The organism is Pseudomonas sp. Ga0074129, assembly GCA_001465025.1.
Taxonomy (GTDB): domain Bacteria; phylum Pseudomonadota; class Gammaproteobacteria; order Pseudomonadales; family Pseudomonadaceae; genus Aquipseudomonas.
Window position 1 is genome coordinate 1 of the sequence record LNDO01000096.1, and the last position, 26,225, is coordinate 26,225.

At 60.7% G+C, this 26,225-nt stretch carries 22 protein-coding genes and 2 pseudogenes; 6 read left to right on the forward strand and 18 right to left on the reverse strand.

Going from position 1 to position 26,225, the window contains the following annotated elements:
- Positions 1–88: 88 nt before the first annotated feature.
- Together AUK77_RS14910 and AUK77_RS14915 are read left to right on the forward strand one after the other, a co-directional pair.
- Complete coding sequence (locus AUK77_RS14910) at positions 89–685, forward strand: tripartite tricarboxylate transporter substrate-binding protein (protein WP_296131113.1); 597 nt, start codon at positions 89–91, stop codon at positions 683–685.
- Between the two features lie 271 nt (positions 686–956).
- Positions 957–3,689, forward strand: coding sequence for an EAL domain-containing protein (locus tag AUK77_RS14915; RefSeq protein WP_296131052.1), 2,733 nt, complete (start codon positions 957–959; stop codon positions 3,687–3,689).
- Between the two features lie 4 nt (positions 3,690–3,693).
- Here the strand turns inward: AUK77_RS14915 and AUK77_RS14920 are convergent.
- Positions 3,694–3,969: pseudogene (locus AUK77_RS14920) on the reverse strand (STAS domain-containing protein); the annotation flags it as partial.
- Between the two features lie 267 nt (positions 3,970–4,236).
- Between AUK77_RS14920 and AUK77_RS14925 the strand changes: the two are divergent.
- Positions 4,237–5,175 carry an SdiA-regulated domain-containing protein gene (locus tag AUK77_RS14925; protein ID WP_296131115.1) on the forward strand — a complete coding sequence of 313 codons (939 nt, stop codon included), beginning with the start codon at positions 4,237–4,239 and terminating at the stop codon, positions 5,173–5,175.
- 202 nt (positions 5,176–5,377) lie between these two features.
- Here the strand turns inward: AUK77_RS14925 and AUK77_RS14930 are convergent, their stop codons facing one another.
- The gene (locus AUK77_RS14930; RefSeq protein WP_296131054.1) at positions 5,378–6,250 is read right to left on the reverse strand and encodes an MBL fold metallo-hydrolase; all 873 of its coding nucleotides are present in this window, start codon (positions 6,248–6,250) and stop codon (positions 5,378–5,380) included.
- A 116-nt stretch (positions 6,251–6,366) separates the two neighbouring features.
- On the opposite strand from AUK77_RS14930, the gene AUK77_RS14935 reads away from it, so the two are divergent.
- On the forward strand, positions 6,367–7,266 hold the full coding sequence (locus AUK77_RS14935; RefSeq protein WP_296131057.1) for a LysR family transcriptional regulator: 900 nt from the start codon (positions 6,367–6,369) through the stop codon (positions 7,264–7,266).
- Positions 7,267–7,403: 137 nt separating this feature from the next.
- Here the strand turns inward: AUK77_RS14935 and AUK77_RS14940 are convergent, their stop codons facing one another.
- The 6 genes from AUK77_RS14940 to AUK77_RS14965 all read right to left on the reverse strand — a co-directional run bounded on the left by AUK77_RS14940 (position 7,404) and on the right by AUK77_RS14965 (position 11,139).
- Positions 7,404–7,892, reverse strand: coding sequence for a GNAT family N-acetyltransferase (locus AUK77_RS14940; RefSeq protein ID WP_296131060.1), 489 nt, complete (start codon positions 7,890–7,892; stop codon positions 7,404–7,406).
- 31 nt (positions 7,893–7,923) lie between these two features.
- Positions 7,924–8,487: a DUF4136 domain-containing protein gene (locus tag AUK77_RS14945; protein WP_296131062.1), complete on the reverse strand. Its 564-nt coding sequence runs from the start codon at positions 8,485–8,487 to the stop codon at positions 7,924–7,926.
- Between the two features lie 23 nt (positions 8,488–8,510).
- Entirely contained in the window at positions 8,511–9,104 is a 594-nt protein-coding gene (locus AUK77_RS14950) for a DUF4136 domain-containing protein (protein ID WP_296131065.1), read from the reverse strand.
- A 28-nt stretch (positions 9,105–9,132) separates the two neighbouring features.
- A complete protein-coding gene (locus AUK77_RS14955; protein ID WP_296131068.1) occupies positions 9,133–9,882 on the reverse strand; it encodes a methyltransferase in 750 nt (249 codons plus the stop codon).
- A complete protein-coding gene (locus AUK77_RS14960; RefSeq protein ID WP_296131070.1) occupies positions 9,879–10,193 on the reverse strand; it encodes a nucleotide pyrophosphohydrolase in 315 nt (104 codons plus the stop codon). Before AUK77_RS14960 ends, AUK77_RS14955 begins: the two co-directional genes overlap by 4 nt.
- Positions 10,194–10,284: 91 nt before the next feature.
- A complete protein-coding gene (locus AUK77_RS14965; RefSeq protein ID WP_296131072.1) occupies positions 10,285–11,139 on the reverse strand; it encodes a MaoC/PaaZ C-terminal domain-containing protein in 855 nt (284 codons plus the stop codon).
- A gap of 179 nt (positions 11,140–11,318) precedes the next feature.
- Here AUK77_RS14965 and AUK77_RS14970 point away from each other — a divergent pair, with 179 nt between their 5' ends.
- Positions 11,319–12,311: an AraC family transcriptional regulator gene (locus tag AUK77_RS14970; RefSeq protein ID WP_296131074.1), complete on the forward strand. Its 993-nt coding sequence runs from the start codon at positions 11,319–11,321 to the stop codon at positions 12,309–12,311.
- A gap of 3 nt (positions 12,312–12,314) precedes the next feature.
- Here AUK77_RS14970 and AUK77_RS14975 read toward each other — a convergent pair whose 3' ends face one another.
- The 5 genes from AUK77_RS14975 to AUK77_RS14995 form a co-directional block, all read right to left on the reverse strand.
- The gene (locus AUK77_RS14975; RefSeq protein WP_296131077.1) at positions 12,315–13,085 is read right to left on the reverse strand and encodes a sulfite exporter TauE/SafE family protein; all 771 of its coding nucleotides are present in this window, start codon (positions 13,083–13,085) and stop codon (positions 12,315–12,317) included.
- Positions 13,086–13,108: 23 nt separating this feature from the next.
- The gene (locus AUK77_RS14980) at positions 13,109–15,487 is read right to left on the reverse strand and encodes an EAL domain-containing protein (RefSeq protein ID WP_296131079.1); all 2,379 of its coding nucleotides are present in this window, start codon (positions 15,485–15,487) and stop codon (positions 13,109–13,111) included.
- Positions 15,481–16,377, reverse strand: a complete 897-nt coding sequence (locus tag AUK77_RS14985) for an ABC transporter substrate-binding protein (RefSeq protein WP_363079411.1) — start codon at positions 16,375–16,377, stop codon at positions 15,481–15,483. The genes AUK77_RS14980 and AUK77_RS14985 overlap by 7 nt, the downstream gene beginning before the upstream one ends.
- A 270-nt stretch (positions 16,378–16,647) precedes the next feature.
- The gene (ppa, locus tag AUK77_RS14990; RefSeq protein WP_296131083.1) at positions 16,648–17,175 is read right to left on the reverse strand and encodes an inorganic diphosphatase; all 528 of its coding nucleotides are present in this window, start codon (positions 17,173–17,175) and stop codon (positions 16,648–16,650) included.
- A gap of 78 nt (positions 17,176–17,253) precedes the next feature.
- Positions 17,254–18,093: a M90 family metallopeptidase gene (locus AUK77_RS14995; protein ID WP_296131086.1), complete on the reverse strand. Its 840-nt coding sequence runs from the start codon at positions 18,091–18,093 to the stop codon at positions 17,254–17,256.
- Positions 18,094–18,204: 111 nt separating this feature from the next.
- Between AUK77_RS14995 and AUK77_RS15000 the strand changes: the two genes are divergently transcribed.
- The gene (locus tag AUK77_RS15000) at positions 18,205–19,794 is read left to right on the forward strand and encodes a protein kinase (RefSeq protein ID WP_296131088.1); all 1,590 of its coding nucleotides are present in this window, start codon (positions 18,205–18,207) and stop codon (positions 19,792–19,794) included.
- A gap of 86 nt (positions 19,795–19,880) precedes the next feature.
- Here the strand turns inward: AUK77_RS15000 and AUK77_RS15005 are convergent, their stop codons facing one another.
- From AUK77_RS15005 to AUK77_RS15025, 5 genes and pseudogenes are all read right to left on the reverse strand, one after another.
- Positions 19,881–20,348 carry a GNAT family N-acetyltransferase gene (locus AUK77_RS15005; protein ID WP_296131090.1) on the reverse strand — a complete coding sequence of 156 codons (468 nt, stop codon included), beginning with the start codon at positions 20,346–20,348 and terminating at the stop codon, positions 19,881–19,883.
- A 257-nt stretch (positions 20,349–20,605) separates the two neighbouring features.
- Positions 20,606–21,418: an ethanolamine ammonia-lyase subunit EutC gene (eutC, locus tag AUK77_RS15010; RefSeq protein WP_296131092.1), complete on the reverse strand. Its 813-nt coding sequence runs from the start codon at positions 21,416–21,418 to the stop codon at positions 20,606–20,608.
- A gap of 19 nt (positions 21,419–21,437) precedes the next feature.
- A complete protein-coding gene (locus AUK77_RS15015; RefSeq protein WP_296131094.1) occupies positions 21,438–22,832 on the reverse strand; it encodes an ethanolamine ammonia-lyase subunit EutB in 1,395 nt (464 codons plus the stop codon).
- Positions 22,833–22,892: 60 nt separating this feature from the next.
- Positions 22,893–24,284 (reverse strand): annotated as a pseudogene (eat, locus tag AUK77_RS15020) (ethanolamine permease); the annotation flags it as partial.
- A gap of 344 nt (positions 24,285–24,628) precedes the next feature.
- Complete coding sequence (locus AUK77_RS15025; protein ID WP_296131097.1) at positions 24,629–26,149, reverse strand: aldehyde dehydrogenase family protein; 1,521 nt, start codon at positions 26,147–26,149, stop codon at positions 24,629–24,631.
- Between the last annotated feature and the right edge of the window lie 76 nt (positions 26,150–26,225).

Here is a 26,225-nt window from a genome sequence, read left to right on the forward strand (position 1 = left end):
GATGACCTCAACATAGCGGATACAGGCTTAGGATGAAACTTTATTTGTAAGGATGATACTTTATTTGTACGGATGAAACTTTATTTGCATCCCACAACTCGATCAGTCGGCCTACGTCACAGGGGGCCAGAGTGGTTTTAAGGATTGGCCTAGCCTGTTGACCTATCTGCGTGAAAATCCGGGCCAGATATACGTCACGCAAACCGCAGAAGATCGCCTGCTGACCCGCGCCATCGCCAAGCGTGAAGGCCTGCAGTTACGCATCGTGCCGACCTCGGGTGGGGCGGGCATGGCCCCGCTGGTGACATCCGGTGAGGTGATTTTTGCCTACAGCGGCGGCACTCACACCGCCTTTACCGATTCAGGGCAGATGCGCGTGCTGGCCAGCTTGGCCAAAGAGCGATTGCTGGGATACCCCGACGTGCCGACGCTGCGTGAGTTGGGCTATGACTTGGCCTTGCATGCCGTGCGTATTGTCAGTGTGCCGGCCGATACGCCGGCTGAGCAGGTACGTGTGCTGGCTGATGCCTTGGCGGCGGCCGTGCGCGACCCGCGGTTTATTGAGGTCACAGAAGTGCGTATTCGTCAGCCAATCCAGTTTATGCCCGGGCCGCAGGTCAAGGACATGCTTAACCAACAGGTGCAGGAGTACCGGCAACTGATCGATGAGATTGGCCTGCAGTGAGTCGCGTGCAAACGGCGCATATGTTGCATTTGTGATCACCGTTACGGGTATGCCCCCGAACTAGAGCATCCGCCGCGCGTGCTGTAACGCGATTGCGCACCAGAGTGGGGCGTTTGGTATCGAGTGCGCCGTTGTTCCGCGAAATACCGGACGCGCAGCGCCACACACGCCGGAGCCACACACGACGGCGCTTGCAGGCAGTTGTAGCGGCGCAACAGAACGTGTCGAGGGCTTCGATAAGCCCGGTGATCACCCGGAGGCGTGAAGGGCCATGAGTAGCGGTTCGAATCACCAACCCAAAGCCGCGCGCTGGGAGCTTAAGTTCGCCACGCGAACGGCGCTGCTGTTTGGCCTGTTGGGCATGGTCTCCATCAGCGTGGTCATGGTCTATTCCCTGCGCACCGCTGAAACTGGTTTGCAGCGCGAGATCCGCAGCAGCCTGACGCAGCACCAGCACACCATCGTCAGCCTGATCAACAACCGCCTGCGCATGCTTGAGGTGTACCTGCACAGCGCTGCCGCACGGCGAACTGTGGGGGCGCTGTCTGCGGAGGCCATGCCGGTTGAGGACATTGCCGCTGATGTGGCTTTTATGTTCCAGGATGCCAACATCGACGCCCGCTTGGAGGTGTTCTTCCTGCTTGATCCCAGCGGCAAGTTGGTTATGGATGCGGGGCTGCCACTGTTTGATATCCAGCCTATTCTCGCCTCCCTGCGCTCGCCGATTCACTATGTGCAGGGCTGGAGCCTGGTGGAAAACCCCACGCAGTGTGTTTTGCTCAGGGCCACGCCGATATTCGACCCCGCTACGGTGCAACTGCGTGGTTACCTGTTTGTCGGGTTGGCGCTTGGACAAAATCGCAGCTTTATCAGCGAATTGGTTGCCGGCACAGCGGTGGATTTGCTGGTTCTCGGTCACGAGACCCATGCATTGGCGTGGCAGGGTGAGAGCGAGCGTACCCCTGAAAGCTATGCCGCGCTCGAAGCTCCTCAGCGAGATGGTCAGGGGCTTTATGTCAAACGGTTTGATATCAGCCTGGCGGATGTCGAGGAACCGCTTTGGCTGGCGCTCGGTGTGTCGGATAAACGGTTTGCCTCCATCTACGACAACTACCTGCGCTCGTTTCTGTTGCTCAGTGGCGGCTTTCTACTGCTGTTGATTGTGGCTGCGTGGTTGCTGCGTATCAGTCATGACCGGGCAATCAGTCAGTTGCTGGGCTTTATCGAGGCCACCCAGGCCGGTGAGCGCGGCCTGCGCTTTCAGCCCACCGGTATCTACGAATACAACCGGGTCGGCATGGCGATGCAGAACATGGTCGAAGACCTGCACATCGCCGCCAAGGTGTTTGAGTCAGCAGAGGGCATGGTGGTGACCGATGCCGAGTACAACGTGCTGCGGGCCAATCCGGCATTTACCCGCATGACCGGCTACAGCGAAGACGAGGTGATTGGCCGTCCACTCGACGGCATGCTCGCCCAAGGCAGTTTTACTGTGGCCCGCGAGGCCATGCTGGCCGCGCTCGCCCATCAAGGTAACTGGCAGGGTGAAATGGCCGGGCGGCGCAAAAACGGTCAGGAGTATCCGCAGTGGGTCAGCATTGCCGTGGTGCGCGATGGTGTAGACGCGCAGCACATCAACTATGTAATCAACCTGACCGACACCACTCAGCGCAAGGCGGCCGAGCAGCGTATCGAGCAGTTGGCCTACTACGATCCGCTCACTCAATTGCCCAACCGCCGATTGCAGCGCGAGCGTATCGAGCATGCCTTGGTCACCAGTCAGGAGACGGAACAGCGTGGGGCCATTCTGTTTATCGACCTGGATAACTTCAAAACCCTCAACGATGCCCGTGGTCACGCTATTGGTGATCAGCTGCTGCAGCAGGTCGCCGAACGTCTGACCAGTTGCGTACGCCAGAGCGACAGCGTGGCGCGCATTGGCGGGGATGAGTTTGTTGTGCTGCTGGAAAATCTCGGACAAGAGCCTGGTCAGGCTGCCCAGCAGGCGCAGGCGATTGCCAGCAAGATTTTACTGACCCTGCGCCAACCGTTTCGGGTCGGCGGCATCGAGCATTTCAGTACCCTGAGTATTGGCATCGCGATGTTCAACGGCACCGACGAGTCGTTGGATGACCTGATGAAACAAGCTGATCTGGCCATGTACCAGGCCAAGGCCTCGGGGCGGAATACCTGCTGCTTCTTTGAGCAGCGTATGCAACAGCAAGTGCTGCAGCGCGCCAGCCTGGAGAGTGATCTGCGCCAGGGCCTGTTGAAGAGTGAGTTTGTTCTCTACTACCAAGCGCAGATTGATCAGCAAGCAGGGCTGCAAGGGGCGGAGGTGTTGCTGCGTTGGCAACACCCCGAACGCGGGCTGTTGGCCCCAGGGGATATAATCCCCGTGGCGGAAGGCAGTGGCCTGATTCTGCCGCTTGGCGAGTGGGTGCTGGAAACGGCTTGCGCCACCCTGGCGCAGTGGGGGCGGCGGGCGCATACCCAGCACTTGAGCCTGTCGGTTAATGTCAGCGCCAAACAGCTGCAGCAAGCCGATTTTGTCGAGCAGGTGCTGCACTGCGTGAAGCGCAGTGGTTGTAATCCAAGCCGGCTAAAGCTGGAGATCACCGAGAGCATGTTGCTGGATGGGCGTGAGGCGGTGATCAGCAAAATGGCCCGGCTCAAGGGCCATGGCATCCGGTTTTCGCTGGACGACTTTGGCACGGGCTATTCGTCGTTGTCGTACCTGAAAACCTTGCCGCTGGATCAGCTGAAGATTGACCGCTCGTTTGTGTGCGACCTGATGACCGACCCACTGGACGCTGACATCGCACGCACCATCGTCACCCTGGCCCATGCGTTGAATCTGGACGTGATTGCTGAAGGCGTCGAGACCTTGGAACAGTCCGAGCGCCTGAGCAGTTATGGCTGCACGCGATTCCAGGGTTTCTACTTTGGCCGCCCGATGCCGCTGCAACAGTTACTTGCGGCGATGACGGCTAAATCACGCTGACCCCTTAGTGGCCGACGACCTTGTCGATTTCCTCGGGTTTCTCATGCATGCCAAAGCGATCGATGAGGGTGGCGCTGGCGTCGTTCAAACCCAGCACCTCAACCTCGCTGCCGGCATGGCGCAGTTTGAGCACCACCTTATCCAATGCGGCCACGGCGGTGATGTCCCAGAAGTGCGCGCGGGACAGGTCGATGGTGACCTTGCTCGGCACGTCCTGGAAATCAAAGGCCGCGACGAACTTGTCGGCGGAGCTAAAGAACACCTGGCCCGCCACCGTGTAGGTGTGCTGACTGCAGCACGCCGGTTAGCAGGGTAGCTGCAAGCAGGTATTGCAAACCGTGGCTCTTCACCAGCATCACCATCAGCACGGCCCCGATAAAGGCGATGGCCTCCAGGATCAGCGCCAGTGCTACTACCAGACCTTCATGAGTTTTCTGTGCACCTTAACCACGGCCTGGCATGCCGCGCGGGTATTTGAGTGAGCAACGCAAGGCTGTCATGTAGATGCGACAACCTGCTGCTTTCCCGCGCGTGAGAATAACGAGTGATGATGTCCGTTGCTAAAGAGGGGCTAGGACGGCTGCCGAAAGTCAGCCCATGGAAATGGGCACTGCTGTTACTGACGTTGGCCCTGATGTATCAGGTGGCGGCTCGTCACTTGGATAACCGCCTGTACTTCTGGCTGAAGACCTCTTGGCACGAAACCGAATGGCAAGACCGCAGCCTGTGGCTGCCCGAGTACCAAGTGCGTATTGATGCATTGCCGGTTGCTGGCGTCAGCCAAAACCTTTCCGGGCTTACCTACGATGAAACGCGCGATCAGCTCTGGGCGGTGATCAATGGCCCTGAAGAACTGCTGGCCCTGAGTAAAGACGGCGAATTGCTGGCGCGTTACCCACTGAATGGTTTCAGCGATGTTGAAGGCGTTACTTACCTGGGCGACAACCTGCTGTTACTGGCCGAAGAGCGCGACCAGGCGCTGGTGGTGGTGGAGATCCCCGCGCAGGCCGGCCCGCTGTTTCGTGAAGATTACCGGGCGTTGACCATCGGTATCGACTTGGGTGGAAACCAAGGCTTTGAGGGCGTAGGTTACGACCGCGCGCGCGACCGGCTATTTGTGGTCAAGGAGCATTCGCCGCGCAAGCTGTATGAAATTCGCGGTTTGAAGGCCAGCGTGCAGGGCCACTTCAACTTGCAAGTGATTGATCGTCAGGCCTGGATTGATCATAAGGTCTTCGCCACGGACTTTTCATCGGTGCATTACGACGAGCAAACCGGGCACCTCGCCCTGCTCAGCGACGAATCTCAGGTGATGATCGAGTTGGATGCGCAGGACGGCAAGCTGATCAGCTTTCGCTCGCTGTTCAGTGGTTTTGCCGGCCTGCAGCAGAGCGTGCCGCAAGGTGAAGGGCTGACCCTGGATGATCAGGGCAACCTCTATCTAGTCAGTGAGCCCAACCTGTTTTACCGCTTTGAGCGCGAATAGCCGGCCGGGCGCTTAACCGCGCCTGATAAGTGGGCCGTAGCCCGGATGTAATCTGGGGAATGCTGTCCGCTAGACAATCTCTCCCGGATTGCATCCGGGCTACGTCGCTGGCAAAGCTGGATAGCCGCTGCCTGTATGAAGAAAGACCTGGCGTTGAGCCAGGTCTTTTTCGTCAGCACTGGGGTGGGTCAGCTGCCGCGGCTTACGGCCACTGCATTTCACCCTTGAGCACCTTGGCGCTCAGTTCCAGGCTGCTGGCGTCGAGCAGGTCCGGGTACTTGGCCGTCATCACCTCGATCAATGCCTGGCTGTTCTTGGCCTTGGGCAGTGCGGCTTCCAGGTCGTTGAGGTAGTTGCGGGTAAAGCGCAGGTCATCCAGGTTCAACTTCGCTTGGCCCATAAAATGGCCCGGCACCAGGGTTTTCGGCTGCAGCGCTTCCAGCTCATCCAACGATTTCAGCCAGGTCTGGCGAGCTTGCGGTGTTTGCGCATCGGCAATCCAGGGGTGGATGTTGGCGTAGGTCAGCACGCCGCCCACCACGGCTTTGATGCTGGGGATCCACAGGCTGGTGTGCTTAGGGTCATGGCCGACCAGTTCGAGGCGCTGGCCTTCCAGCATCAGGTGATCACCTTGCAGCGCGTGCGGTACCACGGTGCGGGCGGGCGCGGTGTCTTTGAGGATCGGGCCCCAGTAGGCCAGTTTAGGTGCGCGGCTTTTTTCGATATAGGCGATGGTTTCGGCGGTGGCCAGCACCTTGGCCTTGGGGAAGGCACTGGTCAGGGTGTCCAGGCCGAAGTAGAAATCCGGGTCGCCGTGGCTGATGAAGATGGTGGTCAGGTTTTTGCCGCTGGCTTGAATGCGCTCAACCAGCTCCTGCGCTTCACGGGTGGAAAACTGCGCATCGACCAGAATGACATCGCGCTCGCCGCTGATCAGCGTCGAGGTCACGGCGAACACGGCTTTGTCACCTGGGTTGTAAACATCCAGGGTCAGTGGTTGGGCCATGGCGGTGGTCGCCAGGGTCAGCAGGCTAGCGCTGGCCAGCAGGCTGCGCAGGTGGGTAAGGATCGACATGGTGATCTCCTGTTGAGTGAGTGAGGTGATCTTAGTTGCTTTAAATCGATCAAAAAGCCGCTTAGTCTGGGCATCTTTGTTGCGTTAATCGCGCGAATTGATTGGGAGCAGGCCCTATGGATCGGCTGACGGCAACACGGGTTTTTGTCGAAGTGGTGGAGCGCGGCAGCCAGACCGCAGCGGCCGATGCGCTGGAGATGTCGCGGGCGATGGTGTCGCGCTACCTGGGCGAGCTGGAAACCTGGGTGGGCGCGCGCTTGCTGCACCGCACCACGCGCAAGTTGAGCCTGACCGGCGCGGGTGAGCAGGTGCTGATGCAATGCCGTGACATGCTCGCGGTGGCCGACGCCCTGCAGGGTGTTGGGCGAAGCGATGAAGGCGCGCCGCGCGGCACCTTGCGTATCGCTTGCAGCCAGTCGCTGGCGCAAGCCTGGCTGGTGCATGCGTTAAATGATTTCACCCGGCTGTATCCGCAGGTCAGCGTCGATTTGCTGGTGAGCAGCCAGTCGGTCAACCTGGTCGAAGCGCGTATCGACCTGGCGCTGCGCATTACCAATCAGCTCGACCCAAATCTAGTCGCCCGTCAGTTGGCGGTGTGTCGTTCGGTGGTGTGCGCCACGCCAGCGTACCTCGCCAAGCGCGGCACGCCGCAGCGGCCCGAAGATCTGGAACAGCACAATTGCCTGAGTTACGCCTACTTCGGCCGCAGCATCTGGGAGTTCACCCGCGCCGGAGAGCCGCATGCGGTGGCGGTCAGTGGCAACCTCAGCGCCAATGAGTCCATGGTGCTGCTTGAAGCGGTATTGGCGGATAGCGGCATCAGTTTGCAGCCACGTTACTCCGTGGCGGCGCACTTGCGTAGCGGGGCGCTGGTGCAGGTGCTACCTGACTATGAGCCGCAACAACTGGGCATTCACGCCCTGTACGGCACGCGCCGGCAGATGCCGCAGGCCGTGCGCGCCTTGCTGGATTTTTTGATTGAGCGACTGGCCGACAGTCCGGAGTGGGATCTGTAAGCGCGCTAAAGATCATGGGTAGGTTGGCGCTGAGCGCAGCGAAGCCCAACACGATCAGCGCGCCTAATCGGGGCTAGTGCTGCCAGATCGACGTCACGGTTTTTGTCCGCTGGGTCGCTTAGCCCTAAACCCAGCGCCTACAGCGCTTTGCTGAACTGAACCAACGCCACGCGCTGACCCTGTGGGTCGCGCCGTTCGACAACGCCAATCGGCTCATAATCCAGTTTGGGGTAGAGCAGCAGGCCGGCGCTGTTGGCGTTGAAGCACGACACCTGCATGCGTATGGCCCGGTAATCCGCGCGTGCCAGTTGCTCCATCACCGCCACCAGATACTGCGCCACCCCCTGGCCGCGTGCCCACGGCGCAATCATCAGATTGCCGAGGGCGCAATGGTCGTCATAGTGCCATTGGTAGAAGTTGGCAAAGCCGGCGATTCGACCTTCAAGCAGCACCACGGTGCTGCCGCGGCGTTCGGCCATGGCTGCGGCCAACTGGCCGATGCTCAGCGGCCAGTCTGCCTTGGGAAAGCAGAAGAACAGCTCTTCGGCACTTTGTGCAAAGCCGATAATCTCGGCCAAGTCAGCGGCCAGCGCCGGGCGGTGGCTAAGGTTTGGTGTTGGGCTCATGCATCATCCTTGTTGAGCGAGGCGCAAATGTTCAGCGCGGTGGGTATTGGCTGAGTACTTCGGTCACCGTGGCGCGTATCGCCGCTTCGCGCTCGTTGGGGCTGGGTTGGCGATTGCGCAGGACTTGTTCAGCGCTGCCGCGCCAGACCAGTTTGCCGTCCTTGCCGTCGAGCAGGTCGATCTGCAAGGTGCCGACCTGATAGTCCAGGGTGTGCGTTTCGACATAACGTGGGCCGCCCCAGAAACCGCCATTCCACGGCTCACCCCAGCCACCACCCAATTGTGTGCTGACCTGTTGCTGGCGGTTGTCGACAATCATCCACACCTGCACCTTGAGGTCGCCTGCGCTGTTGGCCGGGGCGGCGCGCAGGCCGCGTTGCTCCAGCTGTTCACTGATCGCGCTGCGGATGCGTTGGCCGGTCAGGTCGCTGTTCAGGCGCGGGTCATCAGGCTTGAACTGCACGGCGGGCTCCTGCCAGCTCCAACTGCGGTAGGCGGCAAAGTCCCGTGTTGGGTCAAAGTCGCGCTGTAACTGTGGACTTTGGCAGGCACTCAACAGCAGCAAAAGCGGCAGTAGAAACAGTGATGCACGCATGGTGGTTCTCCTTTAACGCTGAATCAGCTCGGTGGGTAGGCCGACAAGGCCTGTGTAACGGCGTTGCGCAGGGCGGCCGCGCGTTCACTTTGGCTGCCGCTGCTGAGGGTTTCGGCGCTGGCGCTCCAGACCGGTTGGCGGTCTTGGCCATCCAGCAGTTCAATGCGCACCACGATCACCTCTTCGGTATAGCTGCGCACCAGCGGCGTGCTGCCCGATAAGCCGTATGTGTTGCCATAACGGCCGTGTCCGTAGTGGCTGTCGTATTGCTCGGTTATTTGGCGAATGCGTTGCTCTTGTCGAATGTCCGCACTTACCAGCAGGTCGGCCGTTGCATCGCTGCGCTTTGGACGCAGGCCGCGTTGGTCGAGGGCGTTACTTAGGGCTTGTTGTATTTCTTCTGAACTGGCCCAGGCGGTGCCGGCCGGCAGGCGTTGCCAGCTCCAGGTGCGGTAGCTGGCGTAGTCGCGCGGGGTGGCCGGGTAGGCGCTCATGTCCAGTACCTGGCTGGCTTGCGCCGGTGCCGGTGGCAAGGGGTTGCTGCTCGCCACATAAGGGTTATGGCTTTGGCAGGCGCTAAGACCGGCCAGTAGCAGCAGTAAACCGAGTCGTTTCATCAAGAGGCTCCCTTAGCGTTAAGGCGCTTCAGCGCGGCCGGCAGATCCAGTGCAGGTAGCGCCCCAGCCCGGCAAAGCTGGGGTGGCGGCGGTAGGCCAGCTCCATTTCCAGCAGGTCGAGCAGCTCGGCCTTGGCCTGGAAGGGCTGCGGCATGTAGTCGTGAAACACCCGCACGCCACTTTGGCTTTCGACCTGCCAATTTGGCTCAAGTTGCGTCGCCAGCTCACGCGGATCAAGCGGCATTTGCGGGGTCAGGCTTTGTTTCTCACCGGCAAACTCAGCCTTGCGCAGCTTGCGGAAATGGCCCTTGAGCAGGTTGCGGTAGATCAACGCATCCTTGTTGTAGAACGCCAGCGACAGCCAGCCGCCGGGCGCGCACAGCTGGTGCAGCACCGGCAGGATGCTGTGCGGTTCGGCCAGCCACTCCAGCACCGCATGGCAGATCACCAAGTCATAGGGTTGCTCCAGTTGGCCGAGCAAGTCCTGCCAGGGTGCCTGGATAAAGGTGGCTTGCTGGCCTGCTGCGGCAAAGCGCTCGCGAGCCCCCTGCAACATCGGCTCGGCCGGTTCGCTGACGGTCACCTGATGGCCGCGTTCGGCCAGCCACAGCGACATATGGCCAAGGCCTGCGCCAATATCCAACACCCGCAACGGCCGCTCGGGCAGGGCTTCGGCCAGATCAGCCTGGAGCACGGCCAGGCGAATCGCGCCCTTGGCACCGCCGTAGATTTTTTCGGCAAAGCGCGTGGCCAGCTCGTCAAAGTGTCGGTCACTCATGGGGCGTCCCCCAGAAAGCGGCGCTCGTTATCGGCCAGTTTGGCGCGCACCACCTGTTCCATGTCCAGGCCCAGTTCGCCACACAGCAGCACCAGATAGAGGATGACGTCGCCGATTTCTTGCCCGGCGTGGGTGAGTTGCTCAGTGCTGAGTTGCCGCGATTGCGCTTCGCTGAGCCACTGGAAGATTTCCACCAGCTCGGCCATTTCCACGCTGGCGGCCATGGCCAGGTTCTTCGGGCTGTGAAAGGGCCGCCAGGCGTTGTGGTCGCGAATGGCGTGCATACGGGTGGTGATTTCGGCGAGGTTCATCAGGCGCTCCAGCAAACAGACGCCTAGCTTCGGGGGTTCGGCTCTGTGGTGCAAGCGGCTGCCGTGCTGGAGCCGGCAGCCGCCGGAGGATTCAGTCCAGCGTTCGCCAGTGGCCGGTCATGTGCACGCGTTCATCATCACCGAGCAGGCTGAACTGGCCATTGGCCGCTGGCTCGCTGCTCAGCAGGCGAACGTCGGCGGGCAGCGGCACCGGTTTTTGGAAGCGCACACTCACTTCATAGCCGGCGGCAGGCAGGCGTGTGCCCAGCTCGGCGAGGGCGCGGCCTTTGTTCCACAGCCCGTGAGCGATGGCGCGGGGAAAACCGAACAGCTTGGCCGTGGCGGCAAACATGTGGATCGGGTTGTAGTCGCCGGCGATGCGCGCGTAACGCCGACCGATATCGGCAGGGGCGCGCCAGTGGGCCAGGGTTCTTTGTGGCAGCGCAGCTTCGACTTCACGCTCGGTCGGTTTGCCCTCTAAGCGCAGCGCGCGGCAGAGGATGCGGCTGTCGCCTTCCCACAGCAGGCCCAGTTGGTCGTGCAGTTGGGTGATCAGGCTGAAGGTCACGCCTTTGTCATGCGCTTGCAGCGCCTGTACGTGAACGCTGACCGTGAACGGCCCGAGGCCGCCGAGTGGGCGCAACACGCGGATGTGATTCTCCAAATGCACCAAACCCAGCAGCGGGAAGGGGAAGCGCGGGTCGGTGAGCAGTTGCATTTGCAGGGCAAAGGCGAGGATGTGCGGGTAAGGGGCGGGCAGCCGATGATCATCGGCAAAGCCACAGATCTGCCGGTAGCGCGCCAGGTGCTGGGGATCAACCGTCACCTGACATCGCACACCCAACTCAGGCAGATGGCGGCCGGTGACGCGGCGGCGCAGGGCCGCGCGCAGAAAAAGGGCGGGTAACGCAGGCGGGGCGGGCAGATCGAGCCAGTCGATGGCCATGGGCAAACTCCTCAGAACGGTGGCAGCAGCTTAGTCGGCCGGCTTTTATCTGCATTGGCCGGCCTGCCTGCCCATGTGGCGGCCCAGTCAATTGGTTAGCCGCATGATTCACGCCTTGAGCGCATGGCCTAAAGCCGCCTAAGATGGCCGCGCCTCGCACACAATAAGAATTTCTCCACATGCGCGACCTGACTGACGACGTGGCGCTGATGCGCCCCGTGATAGACGCCCTGCGTGCCAGCGGAACCGACCCGGATCGGGTGCTGGTGCGGGTTGGCCTGCCGCCGGGTGGTTTGCCTACCGGGCGTTTCCCCCACGCGGCTCAAGCACTGTTCTGGAAAGCCGCCATTGATGAATGCGGCGAAGAGCATGTGGGCCTCTATCTGGCCCAGCACCTGCCAGCCTTTCATGGTCTGCTGCTGGAATACCTGTTCCTCTCCAGTGAAACCTTTGGCGAAGGCCTGCGCCATGCCCTGCGCTATGTGCGCCTGCTGTCTGACACCTTGAATGCCAAGCTGGAGGTGCAGGACGAGCGTGCGGTGCTGGTGCTCGGGCTGATTCCGGGCACGCCTCGGCACTTCCCGGAAATGCTCGCCGGCGCGGTGATCCGCTTGTTCGATGCCTTGACCGAAGGCGAATTCATCCCCTACGAAGTGCACTTTATGCATGCCGACGGCGCGCCGGCCGAACGCTATGAGCAAGTCTATGGTTGCCCGGCGCAACTGGGCAGCGAGCGCTATGCGTTGGTGTTCAATGCCTCGGTGCTGGAGAAAACCTCACGGCATGCCGCGCCGGAACTGCTGCGCATGCACGAGTCCCTGGCCCGTCGGCAACTGGCCGAAGTTGAACGGTTGGACCTGGTGCGCAAGGTGCGTGAGTTGATCGGCGAGTTGCTGGTCGACAGCGGCGCGACGCTGGAACAGGTCGCCGCGCGCTTGAACATGCCGGCCCGTCGCCTGCGCGAGCGCCTGGCCATGGCTGGGGTGCGCTTCAATGATCTGGTCACCGACTACCGCTGCCGATTGGCCAAAGACCTGCTGCTCAACACCGACGAGCGCATCGAAGTGATCGTCGAACGCACCGGCTTCTCCGAGCCGAGCACCTTCTACCGTGCCTTCAAACGCTGGGTCGGTGAAACGCCTGTGGAGTTTCGCAAACGCGGCAAACCTTAACGGTTACTGGGCGAAATAGGTCGCCCAGAAGTAGTAGAGCGTCATGCCGCTGCCCACCCCAATCACCAGCAGGCGCAGGAACTTGGCTGGCAACCGCTGGCCCAGCGCGCCGCCGACATAGCCGCCCACCGTGGCCCCCACCAGCAGAATCACCAGTTCATACCAACTGACTCGCCCGGCGATGACAAAGGTTGCCGTGGCCACGCTGTAGATCACCGCCGAAATCAAATTCTTCAACGCATTGGCACGGGCCAGCGGATGGCCTTCGATGGAGAACGCCGCCAACTGCAAAATGCCCATGCCCGCGCCGAAGTAACCGCCATAGATCGACACGCCAATGTGCGCGCCCAGCGACAGCGGGCTGTGCGGCGGTTGCGCGGCCTCGGCACGGCGCGCGGCCAGCCAGCGACTCAGCCAGGGACTGGCTGCAAACAGCGCGGTGGCGGCCAGCAGCAGCCAGGGAATCAGCGTGGCAAACACCGCATCGCCGCCGAGCAGCAGCAACAGCCCACCGAGCAAGCCTCCGGCCAGCCCGGACGCCAACAACGGCAGCAAATAGCGCCCCAATGGTCGCAGCGAAGCCCGCGCCGCCCATGCCCCCGCCAAACTGGCCGGCCACAGCGCCACGGCATTGGTGGCATTGGCCGTCACCGGCGGCAGCCCGGCCGCCAGCAGCGCCGGAAAGGAGAAAAAGGTGCCACCACCGGCCAGGGCATTCATCCCTCCGGCGGCGAAGCCGGCGAGTAGCAACAGGGCAATATCAAACAGGGGCATAACGGATTAATGATCCAAAGGCTTTAAGTTGCAGAGTGCGCCGCTTGTGCGTGTGCCATGCATTGTTCGGCCGGAAGCGGGCGTGAGTAGAGAAAGCCTTGCAGGCTAGGGCAACCATTTAAGCGCAGAAAGGCGGCCTGACGTTCGTTTTCTACGCCTTCTGCCACCACATGCAGGCCCAAATGTTTGGCCATGGTGAGAATGCCGCGCACCAATGCCACTGAGTGTTCGCTGTCCGGCAGTCCGGCAACGAACTGACGATCGATTTTGATGCCGTCAAAGGGAAAGCGTTGCAGATAAGTCAGTGACGCATAGCCGGTGCCAAAATCGTCCAGTAACAATGGAAAGCCTGCCGCCTTAAGGCGTTGCAAGCACTGCTGAACCTCTTCGCCGCTCTCCAGCAGCGCGCTTTCGGTGATTTCCAGCTCCAGCATTTCCGGGCTGGCCTGCTCTTCCTCGATGATGCATAGCAGTTGGCCTGCCAGGTCTGCCTGGCGAAAGTCCAGTGGGGAAAGGTTGACTGCAATGCGCAGGCTGCGTCCTTCCAATTGCCACTGCCGAGCCTGCCGACACGCTTGGCGAAATACCCAGCGCGTTGTTTCAATGATCATTCCACTTTCCTCCAAAATGGGAATGAAGTCGGCCGGTGACACCATGCTGCGGGTCGGCGAGTTCCATCGCAGCAGCGCCTCGACGGCTTGCGGTTGGCCGTTGCTGTCGACTTGCAGTTGGTAGTGCAGCACAAACTCTTGCTGATCCAGTGCGCGCCGCAGTTCGTTTTCGAGCTGGCGGCGTAACTCGGCAATATGGCTCAGCTCAACGTCGTAATAAGCAATACAACTGCGTCCCCGATCTTTGGCTGCATAGAGGGCGAGGTCTGCCTGTTTGAGCAGTTCGCTGGCATTACCCGCTGCTCCGCGGGTATGGGTAAGGCCAATACTGGGTGTGATAAAGCATTCGTACTGACGCACTTGATAAGGGGTATTGAACTGCATGTGTAAGTGTTGAGCCATGACCTCTGTTTCCTTAACACTGCAGCCTTCAAGTAACACAATGAACTCGTCGCCACCGCTACGGGCGAGCATTGCGTTGGGCGGCAGGTTAATGTCCAAGCGGCCAGCTATTTCAATCAGCAACTGGTCGCCGATTTCGTGACCAAGGGTATCGTTGATTCGTTTGAAATGATCCAGATCCAAGAACAAGAGACCGATCTGGCATTTAGCGACTAGGAGTTGTTCTAAGCGCATGACCACTGAGTGCCGATTGGCCAAGCGCGTCAAGGGGTCGTAGTGGGCTAAGAAGCGCAGCCGCTGTTCGGCCTTGAGTCGATCGCTGATATCGCGCAGCAACACCAGAAAATAAGGTTTGCTATGCCGCGTGAAGGGTGTGCAGGTGATTTCCAGCGGAACATGCAGCTCACCTTTGCGCCCGGTTAGTTCCAGTGGGGTATTGGCGGGCGTGTGGCGTATGCGTTGTACGGCATTGCTTTCTACCAGACGATCGGGTGGCAGATTGCCGAATAGGTCTGCCGTGCTGCAGCCAAAAAGCGCGGCTGCTGCTGGGTTGGCCTGTTCCACGCGAAGATCCGCATCAACTACCAGCATGCCAATAGGTGCATTATCGATGAGGTTGCGCAGCAGCGCTTCGCTCTCACGCAGTTCGCTTTGGCGCAAGTTGAGCTGGACCATCATCTGTTCGACGCTTTTTGCTAGTTGGCCAATCTCATCATTGCCCTGCACCTGCATGGCAGTAATTATCTGGCTCTGAGCGAATTGTGTGGTCGCTTTCTCAATGCTTGCCAAGCGCTGGGTCAGCAATCGGTCGTACAGGAAGTTGAGCAGCAATCCCAGCAGCATCAGCAGAACAAGTGTCTGGCCAAGATGTTCCCAAGCGTCGCGCTTGGTTTGCCATAGCATTGGCGCGAAATCCATCGCGACTAATAAGGCTTCATGCTCAAGGCTTCCATTTTGGCGTGCTCGCTCTAATGGATAAATAGCCAGGTAACGTCGTTCGCCCAGCTCAAGCCAGTTGGGTTGGCCGGTGGCAATCAGCTTGGCCAGTGCACCACGCTCGAGGGGGCTGATTTGCTCAGCTTGCAAGCCCAGTCTGCTGGTGGCGATCACTTGCTGGTCTTGGTCGATAACCATGGCCCAGCTGACGCCGCGTAGGCTGGCCAGATCGGACAGTTCGCTGGCTAATTCTTCATGGCGTTTTTGGCGCAAATGATCGCGCAGGCTGCTTTGCAGCAGGACCAATATCTGGCTGCTGTGGTTACGCCAACTGTGCAAGGCAGCGTCAGTGCTTCTTGGCAGGTAGAGCGTGATCTGTAACAAGGTAAAAACCAGCGCGAACAAGCCGAGTAGCAAGGGCAGTGATTTACGCAGCGGCAGTTGGGTCAGCATCCGCGCCTCCGGCATTCAGGCGCCAGTAACGCTTCCGGCTGACCGGGCTGCTTCAGGAGTTGGTAATCGAGCATGTATTGGTGAACCAACTGCATACGCTTCAGCAAACGGCCATCTTTGAGTAGGTCGAAGTTAAGGGCCTGATCACCCATCACTAGTCCTTGCAATGTGCCGTTTAAACTTTGTGCATCCAGACCTAGGCGTTTATGCAAGTAGTGGTCAGATTGACTCCGATTGTTTCGCCAATGCTGCAGATTCTGGAACCAAATCTGTTTGATCTTCGCCCGCGCTTCAGGGGTGACCCTGCCGCGATCAATCACCAGTACATCAATGATTTCTTCCGGCATTTGCCGGCTATCAAAAATGGGTCTAGCACCGAGAGACTCAAGCGCTGGGCCTTCAGATGCGAAGCTGATGACGGCATCGATGCGGTTGTTACGCAACGCGCTGACATGCTCGTGTACCGGTAAGTCGATCACCTGTATGTCGCTGTGGCCCAAGCCCGCCTTGTCCAGAATGCGGGAGAGCATGAATGCACCTAAGGCCGTATTTTCAACGCCGATGCGCTGACCTTTTAGTTCATTGATCGTATTTATTGGGGGCTTGGCAAAGAGTGCGTCAGCACCGGCGGAGATGTCCGTGACCAGCAGGACTTCTAAGTTGTAACCGCTGCTCTGCAGTGTTAACGCTTCGTCGAGCGTTAGCAGTGCAGCGTCTAGCAAGCCGTTGCGAAAGCCACGTAAGACGCCCGTAGCATTGGGGTACTCCACCAGTCGCAAGCCGTTGGGCTGAAGCTGATGACGTTCGTCTGCGAGATAAAAGGGTGCATAGCCCAGCCAGCGATTGCCGCCGATGCGCAGTTCTTCGGGTTCGCTGTGGCAGGCCAGCAAACTGAGGCTGACCAATAGAATAAGCAGTGTGCGCATGCAATGGCCCCAATAGCTCTTGGCTGAGGGTAGCCTAATGCTATCTCGCTGGGGAATCCCTACAAAGGCTAAGGGATATAAGCCTTGCTTTTTTGCATGGGCGTTAATTATTTGGGCATGGTGCTTAAGGCGGCATGCCGCAATGCATGAGGTGAGCAATGCCTACTATTGCGGGATTAAATCACAGGCATAAAAAAACCGGCTTGTGGCCGGTTTTTAGGGGGTAGTCCCAGCTTATTTTTGGTAAGCCGCGACCGCCTTGATAATCAGGTTGCGGGCTTCGTCTGCGCCAGCCCAGCCTTCGACCTTGACCCATTTGCCTTTTTCGAGATCTTTGTAGTTCTCGAAGAAGTGCTTGATCTGCTCGATCAGCAGCGCGGGCAGGTCGGTGTATTCCTGCACATCTTTGTACAGCACGGTCAGTTTGTCGTGCGGGACGGCAACCAGCTTGGCGTCGCCGCCAGCTTCGTCGCTCATCAGCAGTACGCCAACCGGACGGGCGCGGATCACCGAGCCTGGCGCGACCGGGTAAGGGGTCACAACCAGCACGTCGAGGGGATCACCGTCGTCAGCCAGGGTGTGCGGGATAAAACCGTAGTTGGCCGGGTAGAACATCGGGGTGGCCATGAAACGGTCGACCATCAGGCAATCGCTGTCGTGATCGATTTCGTATTTGATCGGCGCGTGGTTAGCCGGGATCTCGATGGCGACGTAGATGTCGTTCGGCAGGTCTTTGCCAGCAGGGATCTTGCTGTAGCTCATGGGGCGACTCCCGAGGGGTGGGCCAAAAAAGTGGCGCGATTATAGGCATATTCCCCCGGCGTTGCTACGCCGGGATGCCTAGCCTTTGGTCGCGAACCCGTTGTTATCCGCTCTGACCTGATAGTCCGGGCTGTTTGCGTGCAACTGCTGCAAACGCGCCAGCGGGTCTTGCCGGTAGAACAGCGCCAGTTGCGCATACACCGCCGGGAAGGCCTGGTTGAGCAGGTCCGGGGCGCTGAAGAAGTATTCGCTGGTAACGGCAAAAAACTCGGCCGGGTCTTCGGCAGCGTAAGGGTCGATGGCGGTTTCGGCGTCGGGGTTGGCGTCCAGTTCAGCGTTCATCTGGTCAAAGGCGCTCTGCATAGCCTTGGCCCAAGCCTGCACGGCCATGTTGCTGTGCGGCGGTGGCAGGCCGTTGGCGTCGCCATTGAGCATGTCCAGCTTGTGCGCCAGTTCGTGAATTACCAGGTTGTAACCGTCCCACTGACCGCTGGCTTGTACGCCCGGCCAAGCAAGGATCACCGGTCCTTGCAGCCAGGCTTCGCCGCTGTGCTCGCCCTCCCATTCGTGCACCACGCCGCTAGGGTCGCGGTGGCGCTGTGGGCTGATGAAGTCGTCCGGGTAGAGGACGATTTCATGAAAACCCTGATACCAGTTGAGGTCGGCCAGGTGCAGCAGCGGCAGTTCGGCCTGCACGGCCAGCAGCAGGCGGGCGTGAGCGTCCAGTTCGACGCCGGGCAGGGGGCTTAGGTGCTTGTGGTGCAGAAACAACACGGCGCGCTCACGCAAGCGCAGCTGCTCGGTCTCATTCAAACCATCGAGAATCGGCAACTTCTGCAGCACAGCCTGCCACTCGGCGGGGCTGACGGGGTGCTTGGCGAGGATGCGCTGGCGACGCCAGGCGCGTAGCGACCACATGGGCTGAGCTCTTTTATCTAAAGGTGCCCACCTTAAGCCGCGTGGCAAGGCCGGGCAAGTCGGCATAAAGGCTGCAATGGCTGAGGAGTATGCGACCTGGGAGGGCTGCCAATGTCGATCGAGCGTCTGCATCATCCGGCCGTCAATCTGCTCTGCGGGCAGGGTCTTGACCTGCCTCATCAGGTCGCGCGCTGCGCTTCACTCTGGCTGCCGGCGAAAGAGGGGCGTCCGCCGGCACTGCTTATTGCGCTGCTTTGGGCGCGTGAATGCACTGATCTGGTGCGTGACGTTGAGGTCGCTTTGGCGGGATTACTGGCGGACTGTTGCAGCACACCCGCGCAGTGGACTGAGGCGCAGGCGCTGCGCCAGGTGCTGGCGGGCTTTAACGGGCAACTGTTTCGGCAGCGGCAAAAGGGCCAGCCAGCGCCGCAGTTCAATGCTGGCTTACTGTTGGTGCAAGGCGCTGAGGTGCTTTTTCTTCAGGCGGGAGCCATTGGCTTGGTGCAGGTCAGTCAAGGCGAGATGCAGCAGTTGGTCGGCCTTGAAGGCTGCGTGCTGGGTGCGCAAGCCGAGTTGGCGCTGGTGCAGCATCGTCTGAGCCTACAACCCGGCGCTCGTCTGCTGCTGGCCCCGCAGCCCCTGCTGGCGGTGAGTGATTTGAGCGCGCTGCGCCCCGCCAGCAGTGCGCTGAACTTGCCGGCCTTGCTTGCACCGTTGTTGCAGGCGCCGGGTGCGGCCGTGTTGTTTCAGGCGGGTGAGGTTGATGCGGCGTGTGCATCTGCGCACGCGGCCCCCTGGCCTGTGGTCAGTGATGGGCAGCCGGGGCTGCAGGTGGATGGCTGGACATTAGTGGCGGCGTGTCCGTTCGGCCCGCCGGGTCGGTTGTTCAGCGCCATTGATGAGCGCGGGCGTGAGGCGCTGCTGTGGTTGGCTGAGCAGTCGGCTGGCGAGGCTTTTCGTCAACGCGAGTGGGCGCTGCGGCGCAGTCCGGTGGCTGGTTTGGCGCAGGTGATGCGGTCATTGGTGCCCCGTCAGCATGCGTTTTGGCTGCTGGAACCGGTGCATGCTGGCATGCGCAGTTTGAGTGCGCGCATCGCCACGCAAGGGCCGATGAGTGCGGCGCAGGTGCTGGCAGTGATCGAACAACTGATTACAGCGGTGCGGGGCTTGCAGCGGCGTGGCATGCAAGGGCTGTGGCTGGATCCGCGAGCGATTCTGCTGGATGGCGCTGGCCTTGTGCTGCTGTTGCCCGAGCACGCGGCGCTGTTGCCCGGTGTGGCCCCGCAGGTGCTGCCGGACGATGCCCTGCCGCTGGCCCCCGAGGTGCGCACGGCGCAAGCCATCGATGGTCGTGCCGATCAGTTTGCCTTGGCGGCGATAGCCTATTGGTTGTGTAGCGCGCGTTGGCCTGAGGTGGCGCATGCCGATGCTGATGTGCACGCCACCTATCGCCCGCTGGCGGGCTTTGGGCTGGCACTGCCACAGGGTTGGGATGGCGTGTTGGCGCGGGCCTTGGCACCCAGGGCGGAGGCGCGCTTTGAGGCTTTATCGGAATTTCAGCAGGCTTTGCGTCAACCCTTGCAGCATGAACCGACCCCTTCGTTGCGTGCGCGCCGGTTGCGCCAGCCCTGGCATTTGGCCGCGCTGGCGGTGGTGGTTGTGCAGTTAGCGGTGGGGTTGTGGCTGAGTCTGGCGGGGTGAGGCGGCTTGAATGAGTAAAGCCCAACAGGCGGTGTACAACCTGTTGGGCTTGGTTGCGCTCAAGACTGGGCGCTGATGTAAGCGGATTAGGGCGCGGTGAAGTCTTCGCTGATCGGCAACACAAAGCTTTTGAACTCGGTGTCCTGTTTGAAACCGATGGATTCGTAGAGCTTGTGGGCCACGGTGTTGTTGATGCTGGAGGCGACGCGCAGGCGCACGGCGTTGGTTTCTTTGGCCATTTGCTTGGCAGTCTGGATCAGGCGATCAGCGACCAGTTGGCGGCGGGCGTCTTGGCACACGTAAATGTCGTTAAGAATCCACACGCGCTTGAGCGACAGCGACGAGAAGCTCGAATACAGCTGGCAAAAGCCAAGGATTTTGTCGTCATCGTCCGGCATGGCCAGGTAGATCACGGACTCATTGCGGCTGATGCGGTTTTCCAGAAACTTGCGCGAGGAGTCTGGGTAGGGCAGTTGGCCGAAGTGCTCGCGGTAGTTGATGAACAACGGTGTGAGTTGATCCAGGTGCTCCAGAGTCGCTTGGACAATGCGCATGGTGAGCCTCGACTTCAAATCATGTGGATGGCGTCGGCAACAGAGCTGCCTGTGAACGCCCCCGATCCTGCCTAAAGCGTTTGGAAAGTGCAATCCAAACAGTTGTTTGCCGGCAAGCCCCCGGAATGCGGGGCGCCCTGCAGCTTTTAGCGCGTGTCGGAGGGGCTTTAGCCGCGATTGACCGCAACGAGGCTAAGGCCATCGCGGCTAAAGCCCCTCCCACGCCAAGCGACATTTGATAGTGCTGTCGCATTGAGCTAACTCAGTAAGAAATTACGCGGCGATGCATCACCTGCCAGCACCGGCATTTCCGCTTCATCCTTGAGGTTGACCCCCGACAGCTGGCGGCGACAGGCTTCGCGCATCAGGTACAGCAGGCGGTGGCTGGCCATGGCGTAACTCAGGCCTTCGAGGCGCACATTGGAAATGCAGTTGCGGTAGGCGTCGGTCAGGCCGACTTTGGGCGCGTAGGTGAAGTACAGGCCCAGGCTGTCCGGCGAACTCAAGCCCGGGCGTTCACCAATCAGGATCACCACCATGCGCGCGCCCAGCCGTTCGGCCACTTCATCAGCCACCGCGACCCGGCCCTGTGTCACCAGTGCCACGGGCGACAGGCTCCAGCCTTCGGCACTGGCGTGTTCCTGAATGCGCTCCAGCATCGGCAGCGCATTGCGGTGCACTGCCAGGGCGGAGAGGCCGTCAGCCACGACGATGGCTAGGTCGTAACCCTCTGGGTTGTTCTCCCGGTGTTGATCCAGCAGTTCGGCTGAGGCTTGGCTCAGGCGACGGCCCAGATCGGGGCGTTGCAGGTAGGTGTCGCGGTCTTTGGCGGCGCTGTGCAGCAACAGGCTGGATTGCTGTTTGTGCGCCAGGGCTGCGCTCAGGCTGGCGTGATCAAAGGGCAGGTGCACAGCGTCGCGGGCTTGGGCGTGGGCAAACTGAAAATCCAGTTGCGCGCCGGTAGGCATGCTGGTGCCGGCGCGGCCGAGGGCGATGCGCGCAGGGGTGAGGTTGCGCAGTTGTTGCCAGGGGTTTGCCGTTGCGCCTTGGGCTGGGGTGTCGTCTGCCATTGTGGTGTTCTCCAAGGGTTCAGCCCAGTTGTGCCAGGGCTTGGCGGAAGGCGGCTGGCAGGTTCTTGCCCAAGCGTGGGCGGCCATCGGCCTGGCTGAGAATGCCCATGCGTTGCAGCCAGTCCTCGAACTCCGGAGCCGGTTTCAGGCCCAGGCTTTGCCGGGCATACAGCGCATCATGGAAGGAGGTGGTCTGGTAGTTGAGCATCACGTCATCGGAGCCGGGGATGCCCATGATGAAGTTGATGCCGGCCACGCCGAGCAGGGTCAGCAGCACGTCCATGTCGTCCTGATCGGCTTCGGCGTGGTTGGTGTAGCAGATGTCGCAGCCCATCGGCAGGCCCAGCAACTTGCCGCAGAAGTGGTCTTCCAGACCGGCGCGGATGATCTGCTTGCCGTTGTACAGGTACTCCGGGCCGATAAAACCGACCACGGTGTTGACCAGAAACGGTTTGAAGTGGCGGGCCACCGCGTAGGCGCGGGTCTCGCAGGTTTGCTGGTCGATGCCATGGTGCGCGCCGGCTGACAGCGCACTGCCTTGGCCGGTTTCAAAGTACATGAGGTTGTTGCCGAGGGTGCCGCGTTTGAGGCTCAGGCCGGCGTCGTAGCCTTCCTGCAGCACCTTGAGGCTGACGCCGAAGCTGGCGTTGGCGGCCTCGGTGCCGGCAATCGACTGAAACACCAGGTCCAGCGGCACGCCGCGGTTGATCGCCTCGATCGACGTGGTGACGTGGGTCAGCACGCAGGCCTGGGTAGGGATTTCATAGCGCTGGATGATGCCGTCGAGCATCTTCAGCATCTCGCAGATGGAGCTGATGCTGTCGGTGGCCGGGTTGATGCCAATCATGGCGTCGCCGTTGCCATACAGCAGGCCGTCGAGAATGCTCGCGGCAATGCCGGCGGGCTCGTCGGTGGGGTGATTGGGCTGCAAGCGGGTGGACATGCGCCCGCGCAGGCCGACGGTGTTGCGAAAGCGGGTGACCACGTTGATTTTTTGCGCTACCAGAATCAGGTCTTGCACGCGCATGATCTTCGACACGGCGGCAGCCATTTCCGGCGTCAGGCCGGGTGCCAGGGCGCGCAGGGCCGTTTCGTCGGCATGTTCACTGAGCAGCCAGTCGCGAAAGCCGCCCACTGTCAGGTGGCTGACCGGGGCAAAGGCGTGGGCATCGTGCGTGTCGATAATCAGGCGGGTGACTTCATCCGCCTCATAGGGGATCAGGGCTTCATTCAAAAAGTGGCTGAGCGGAATATCGGCCAGCGCCATTTGCGCGGCCACACGCTCGCCGGCATTGGTGGCCGCTACACCGGCGAGAAAGTCACCGGAGCGGGCCGGGCTGGCTTTGGCCATAACCTCGGCCAGGCTGTCGAACCGGTAGGTTTCACCGCCTACCGTGTGGTGAAAGCTGGACATTGGCAGTCTCCAAAACACCGCGCCACGGCCGCGTTGCTGTGCAGCCGTGGCGTGGCGGTATTACTTGAGCGTGGCTTCAGCTTTACCGATGGCCACGAATTCTTCTTCTGGTGTACCCGCCACCAGATGATGGCGACTGTAAATGACAAAGTAGGCGATCAGCACGGCATAGATAATCGCCGCGCCAATTACCACCCTTGGGTCAACCAGGAAACCAGCCACCACGGCGACGCAAGCCAGCACCAGGGCGATGCCCGAGGTGACGACACCGCCTGGGGTGCGATACGGACGATGCATGTCCGGGCGACGTACGCGCAGGGTGATGTGCGCGGCCATCATCAACACATAGGAGATTGTGGCACCGAACACTGCGACCAGAATCAGCAGATCACCCTGGCCAGTCAGCGACAGCGCAAAGCCGATCAGGCCCGGCACAATCAATGCCAGTACGGGGGCTTTGTTTTTGTTGGTCAGCGACAGCGAGCGCGGCAGGTAGCCGGCGCGCGACAGGGCAAAAATTTGCCGGGAGTAGGCGTAGATGATCGAGAAGAAGCTGGCAATCAGACCGGCCAGGCCGATCAGGTTGACGAAGCTGCTCATCCAGGTCGATTCGCCGTACGCGATGGTCAGGGCTTCCACCAACGGGTTGCCGGACGCCATCAGTGCGTTGGCACCGGCACCGCCTGGGCCCACCACCAGAATCAGCAGGGCAAAAGCCAACAACACCAGCATCGCGCCAATCAGGCCGCGTGGCATGTCGCGCTGCGGGTTTTGCGTTTCTTCGGCAGCCAATGGCACGCCTTCAACGGCAAGGAAGAACCAGATGGCAAAGGGAATCGCTGCCCACACGCCGACATAACCAAACGGCAGGAAGCTGCTGGCCCCGGCGGCTTCGGTTACCGGAATGTCGAGCAGGTTGGCCACCGAGAAGTGCGGCACCATCGCGACGATAAACACGCCCAGGGCAATCGCGGCAACAGCGGTGATGATAAACATCAGCTTCAGCGCTTCACCGACACCAAAGATATGGATGCCGATAAACAGCACATAGAAGGCCAGGTAAATCGCCCAGCCACCAATGCCGAACAACGACTCGCAGTACGCGCCGATAAACACCGCAATGGCCGCCGGGGCAATGGCGTACTCGATGAGGATCGCCGTGCCGGTGAGAAAACCACCCAAAGGCCCGAAGGCGCTGCGTGCAAAGCCATAACCACCACCGGCGGTGGGGATCATTGAAGACAGTTCAGCCAGGGAAAAGCACATGCACAGGTACATCAGGGCCATCAGCAGGGTGGCGAGGAACATGCCGCCCCAGCCGCCTTGGGCTAGACCAAAGTTCCAGCCGGCGTAATCGCCGGAAATCACATAGGCGACCCCGAGACCCACCAGCAAGACCCAGCCCGCGGCGCCTTTTTTCAATTGCCGACTCTGAAAGTAGTCGGCGTCTACGTGCTCTAATTCGGTGCCTGCGTCTGAGCGCCTGCACTGCTTTGTTCTGCTGCCATGGAAGTTTCCTTTTCGACAAGCGGGCGGGCCCAGAGGCTCCGCCAGGGTTGTAGGGCGTTTAAGGACGTAAGTGACCCGTTGGCTCAGCAACCGCTGTGCCATAACTGGGTCTGGTCTAGACCTTTTGCGCGAACAGGCAAGTTGGTGTCGTTTTGCGACAGCGGTGGCGAAAGCAGCGCGGCATGACCGGTGCGGTCTGCGTCAACCCGTACGAGGCCCGGCAGACCAATAGGCCTGCCGGGTTGCGTCATCTGGCTTCACGCGTTGCATAACGCCTGCAGGCGCGTTTAGAAGAACCCCAGCGGGTTGATGTCGTAGCTGACCAGCAGGTTCTTCGTCTGCTGGTAGTGGTCGAGCATCATCTTGTGGGTCTCACGGCCGACGCCGGACTTCTTGTAGCCGCCGAAGGCAGCATGGGCAGGGTAGAGGTGGTAGCAGTTGGTCCACACGCGACCGGCTTTGATCGCCCGGCCCATGCGGTAGGCGCGGTTGATGTCGCGGGTCCACAGGCCAGCCCCAAGGCCGAACTCGGTGTCGTTGGCAATCGCCAGGGCTTCGGCTTCATCCTTGAAGGTGGTGACGCTGACCACCGGGCCGAAGATTTCTTCCTGGAACACGCGCATCTTGTTGTGGCCCTTGAGCAGGGTCGGCTGGATGTAATAGCCGCCGTCCAGGGTGCCGCTGAGTTTTTCCACCGCGCCGCCAGTGAGCAGCTCGGCACCTTCTTGCTTGGCGATTTCCAGGTAGCTCAAGATCTTGTCGAACTGCTGCTCGGAGGCTTGCGCGCCGACCATGGTGTCGGTATCCAGCGGGTCGCCCCGTTTGATCTGCTCGACCTTCTTCATCACCTCTTTCATAAAGGCCGGGTAGATCGATTCCTGCACCAGCGCACGCGATGGGCAGGTGCACACCTCACCCTGGTTAAAGAAGGCCAGCACCAGACCTTCAGCGGCTTTTTCGATAAAGCTTTGCTCGGCCTGCATGATGTCTTCAAAGAAGATGTTCGGCGATTTGCCGCCCAACTCCACGGTACTCGGGATGATGTTTTCGGCGGCGCATTTCATGATGTGCGCGCCCACCGGGGTGGAGCCGGTGAAGGCGATCTTGGCGATGCGTTTGCTGGTGGCCAACGCTTCGCCGGCTTCTTTGCCGTAACCCTGCACCACGTTGAGCACGCCCGGCGGCAGCAGGTCGCCGATCAGCTCCATCAGCACACTGATGCCCAGCGGGGTTTGCTCGGCCGGTTTCAATACCACGCAGTTGCCGGCGGCCAGGGCCGGGGCGAGCTTCCAGGCGGCCATCAGCAGCGGGAAGTTCCACGGAATGATCTGCCCGACCACGCCCAACGGCTCGTGGATGTGATACGCCACGGTGTTGCCGTCGATCTCGGCGGCACTGCCTTCCTGGGCGCGCAGGCAGCCGGCAAAGTAGCGGAAATGGTCGGCGGCTAGGGGGATGTCCGCGTTGAGGGTTTCACGCACGGCTTTGCCGTTGTCCCAAGTTTCGGTGATGGCCAGCACTTCCAGATTGGCCTCGATGCGGTCGGCGATCTTCAGCAGGGTCAGCGAGCGCTCCTGCACTGAAGTGCTGCCCCAGGCCTCGGCGGCGGCATGGGCGGCGTCCAGGGCCTTGTCGATGTCTTCGGCGGTGGAACGCGGGAACTCGGCAATCGGCAGGCCATTCACTGGCGAGGTGTTGGTGAAGTACTGACCTTTGACCGGCGCAACAAACTCACCGCCAATGTAGTTGCCATAGCGGGTTTTGAACGAAACAAGGGCACCTTCGGTACCGGGATGGGCGTAACGCATGCTGAATATCTCCTGGTTCTTATGTTTGTTCTGGTGATGCAGCGAGAGGCGCGCTGTGGCGCTTGAACAGACATAG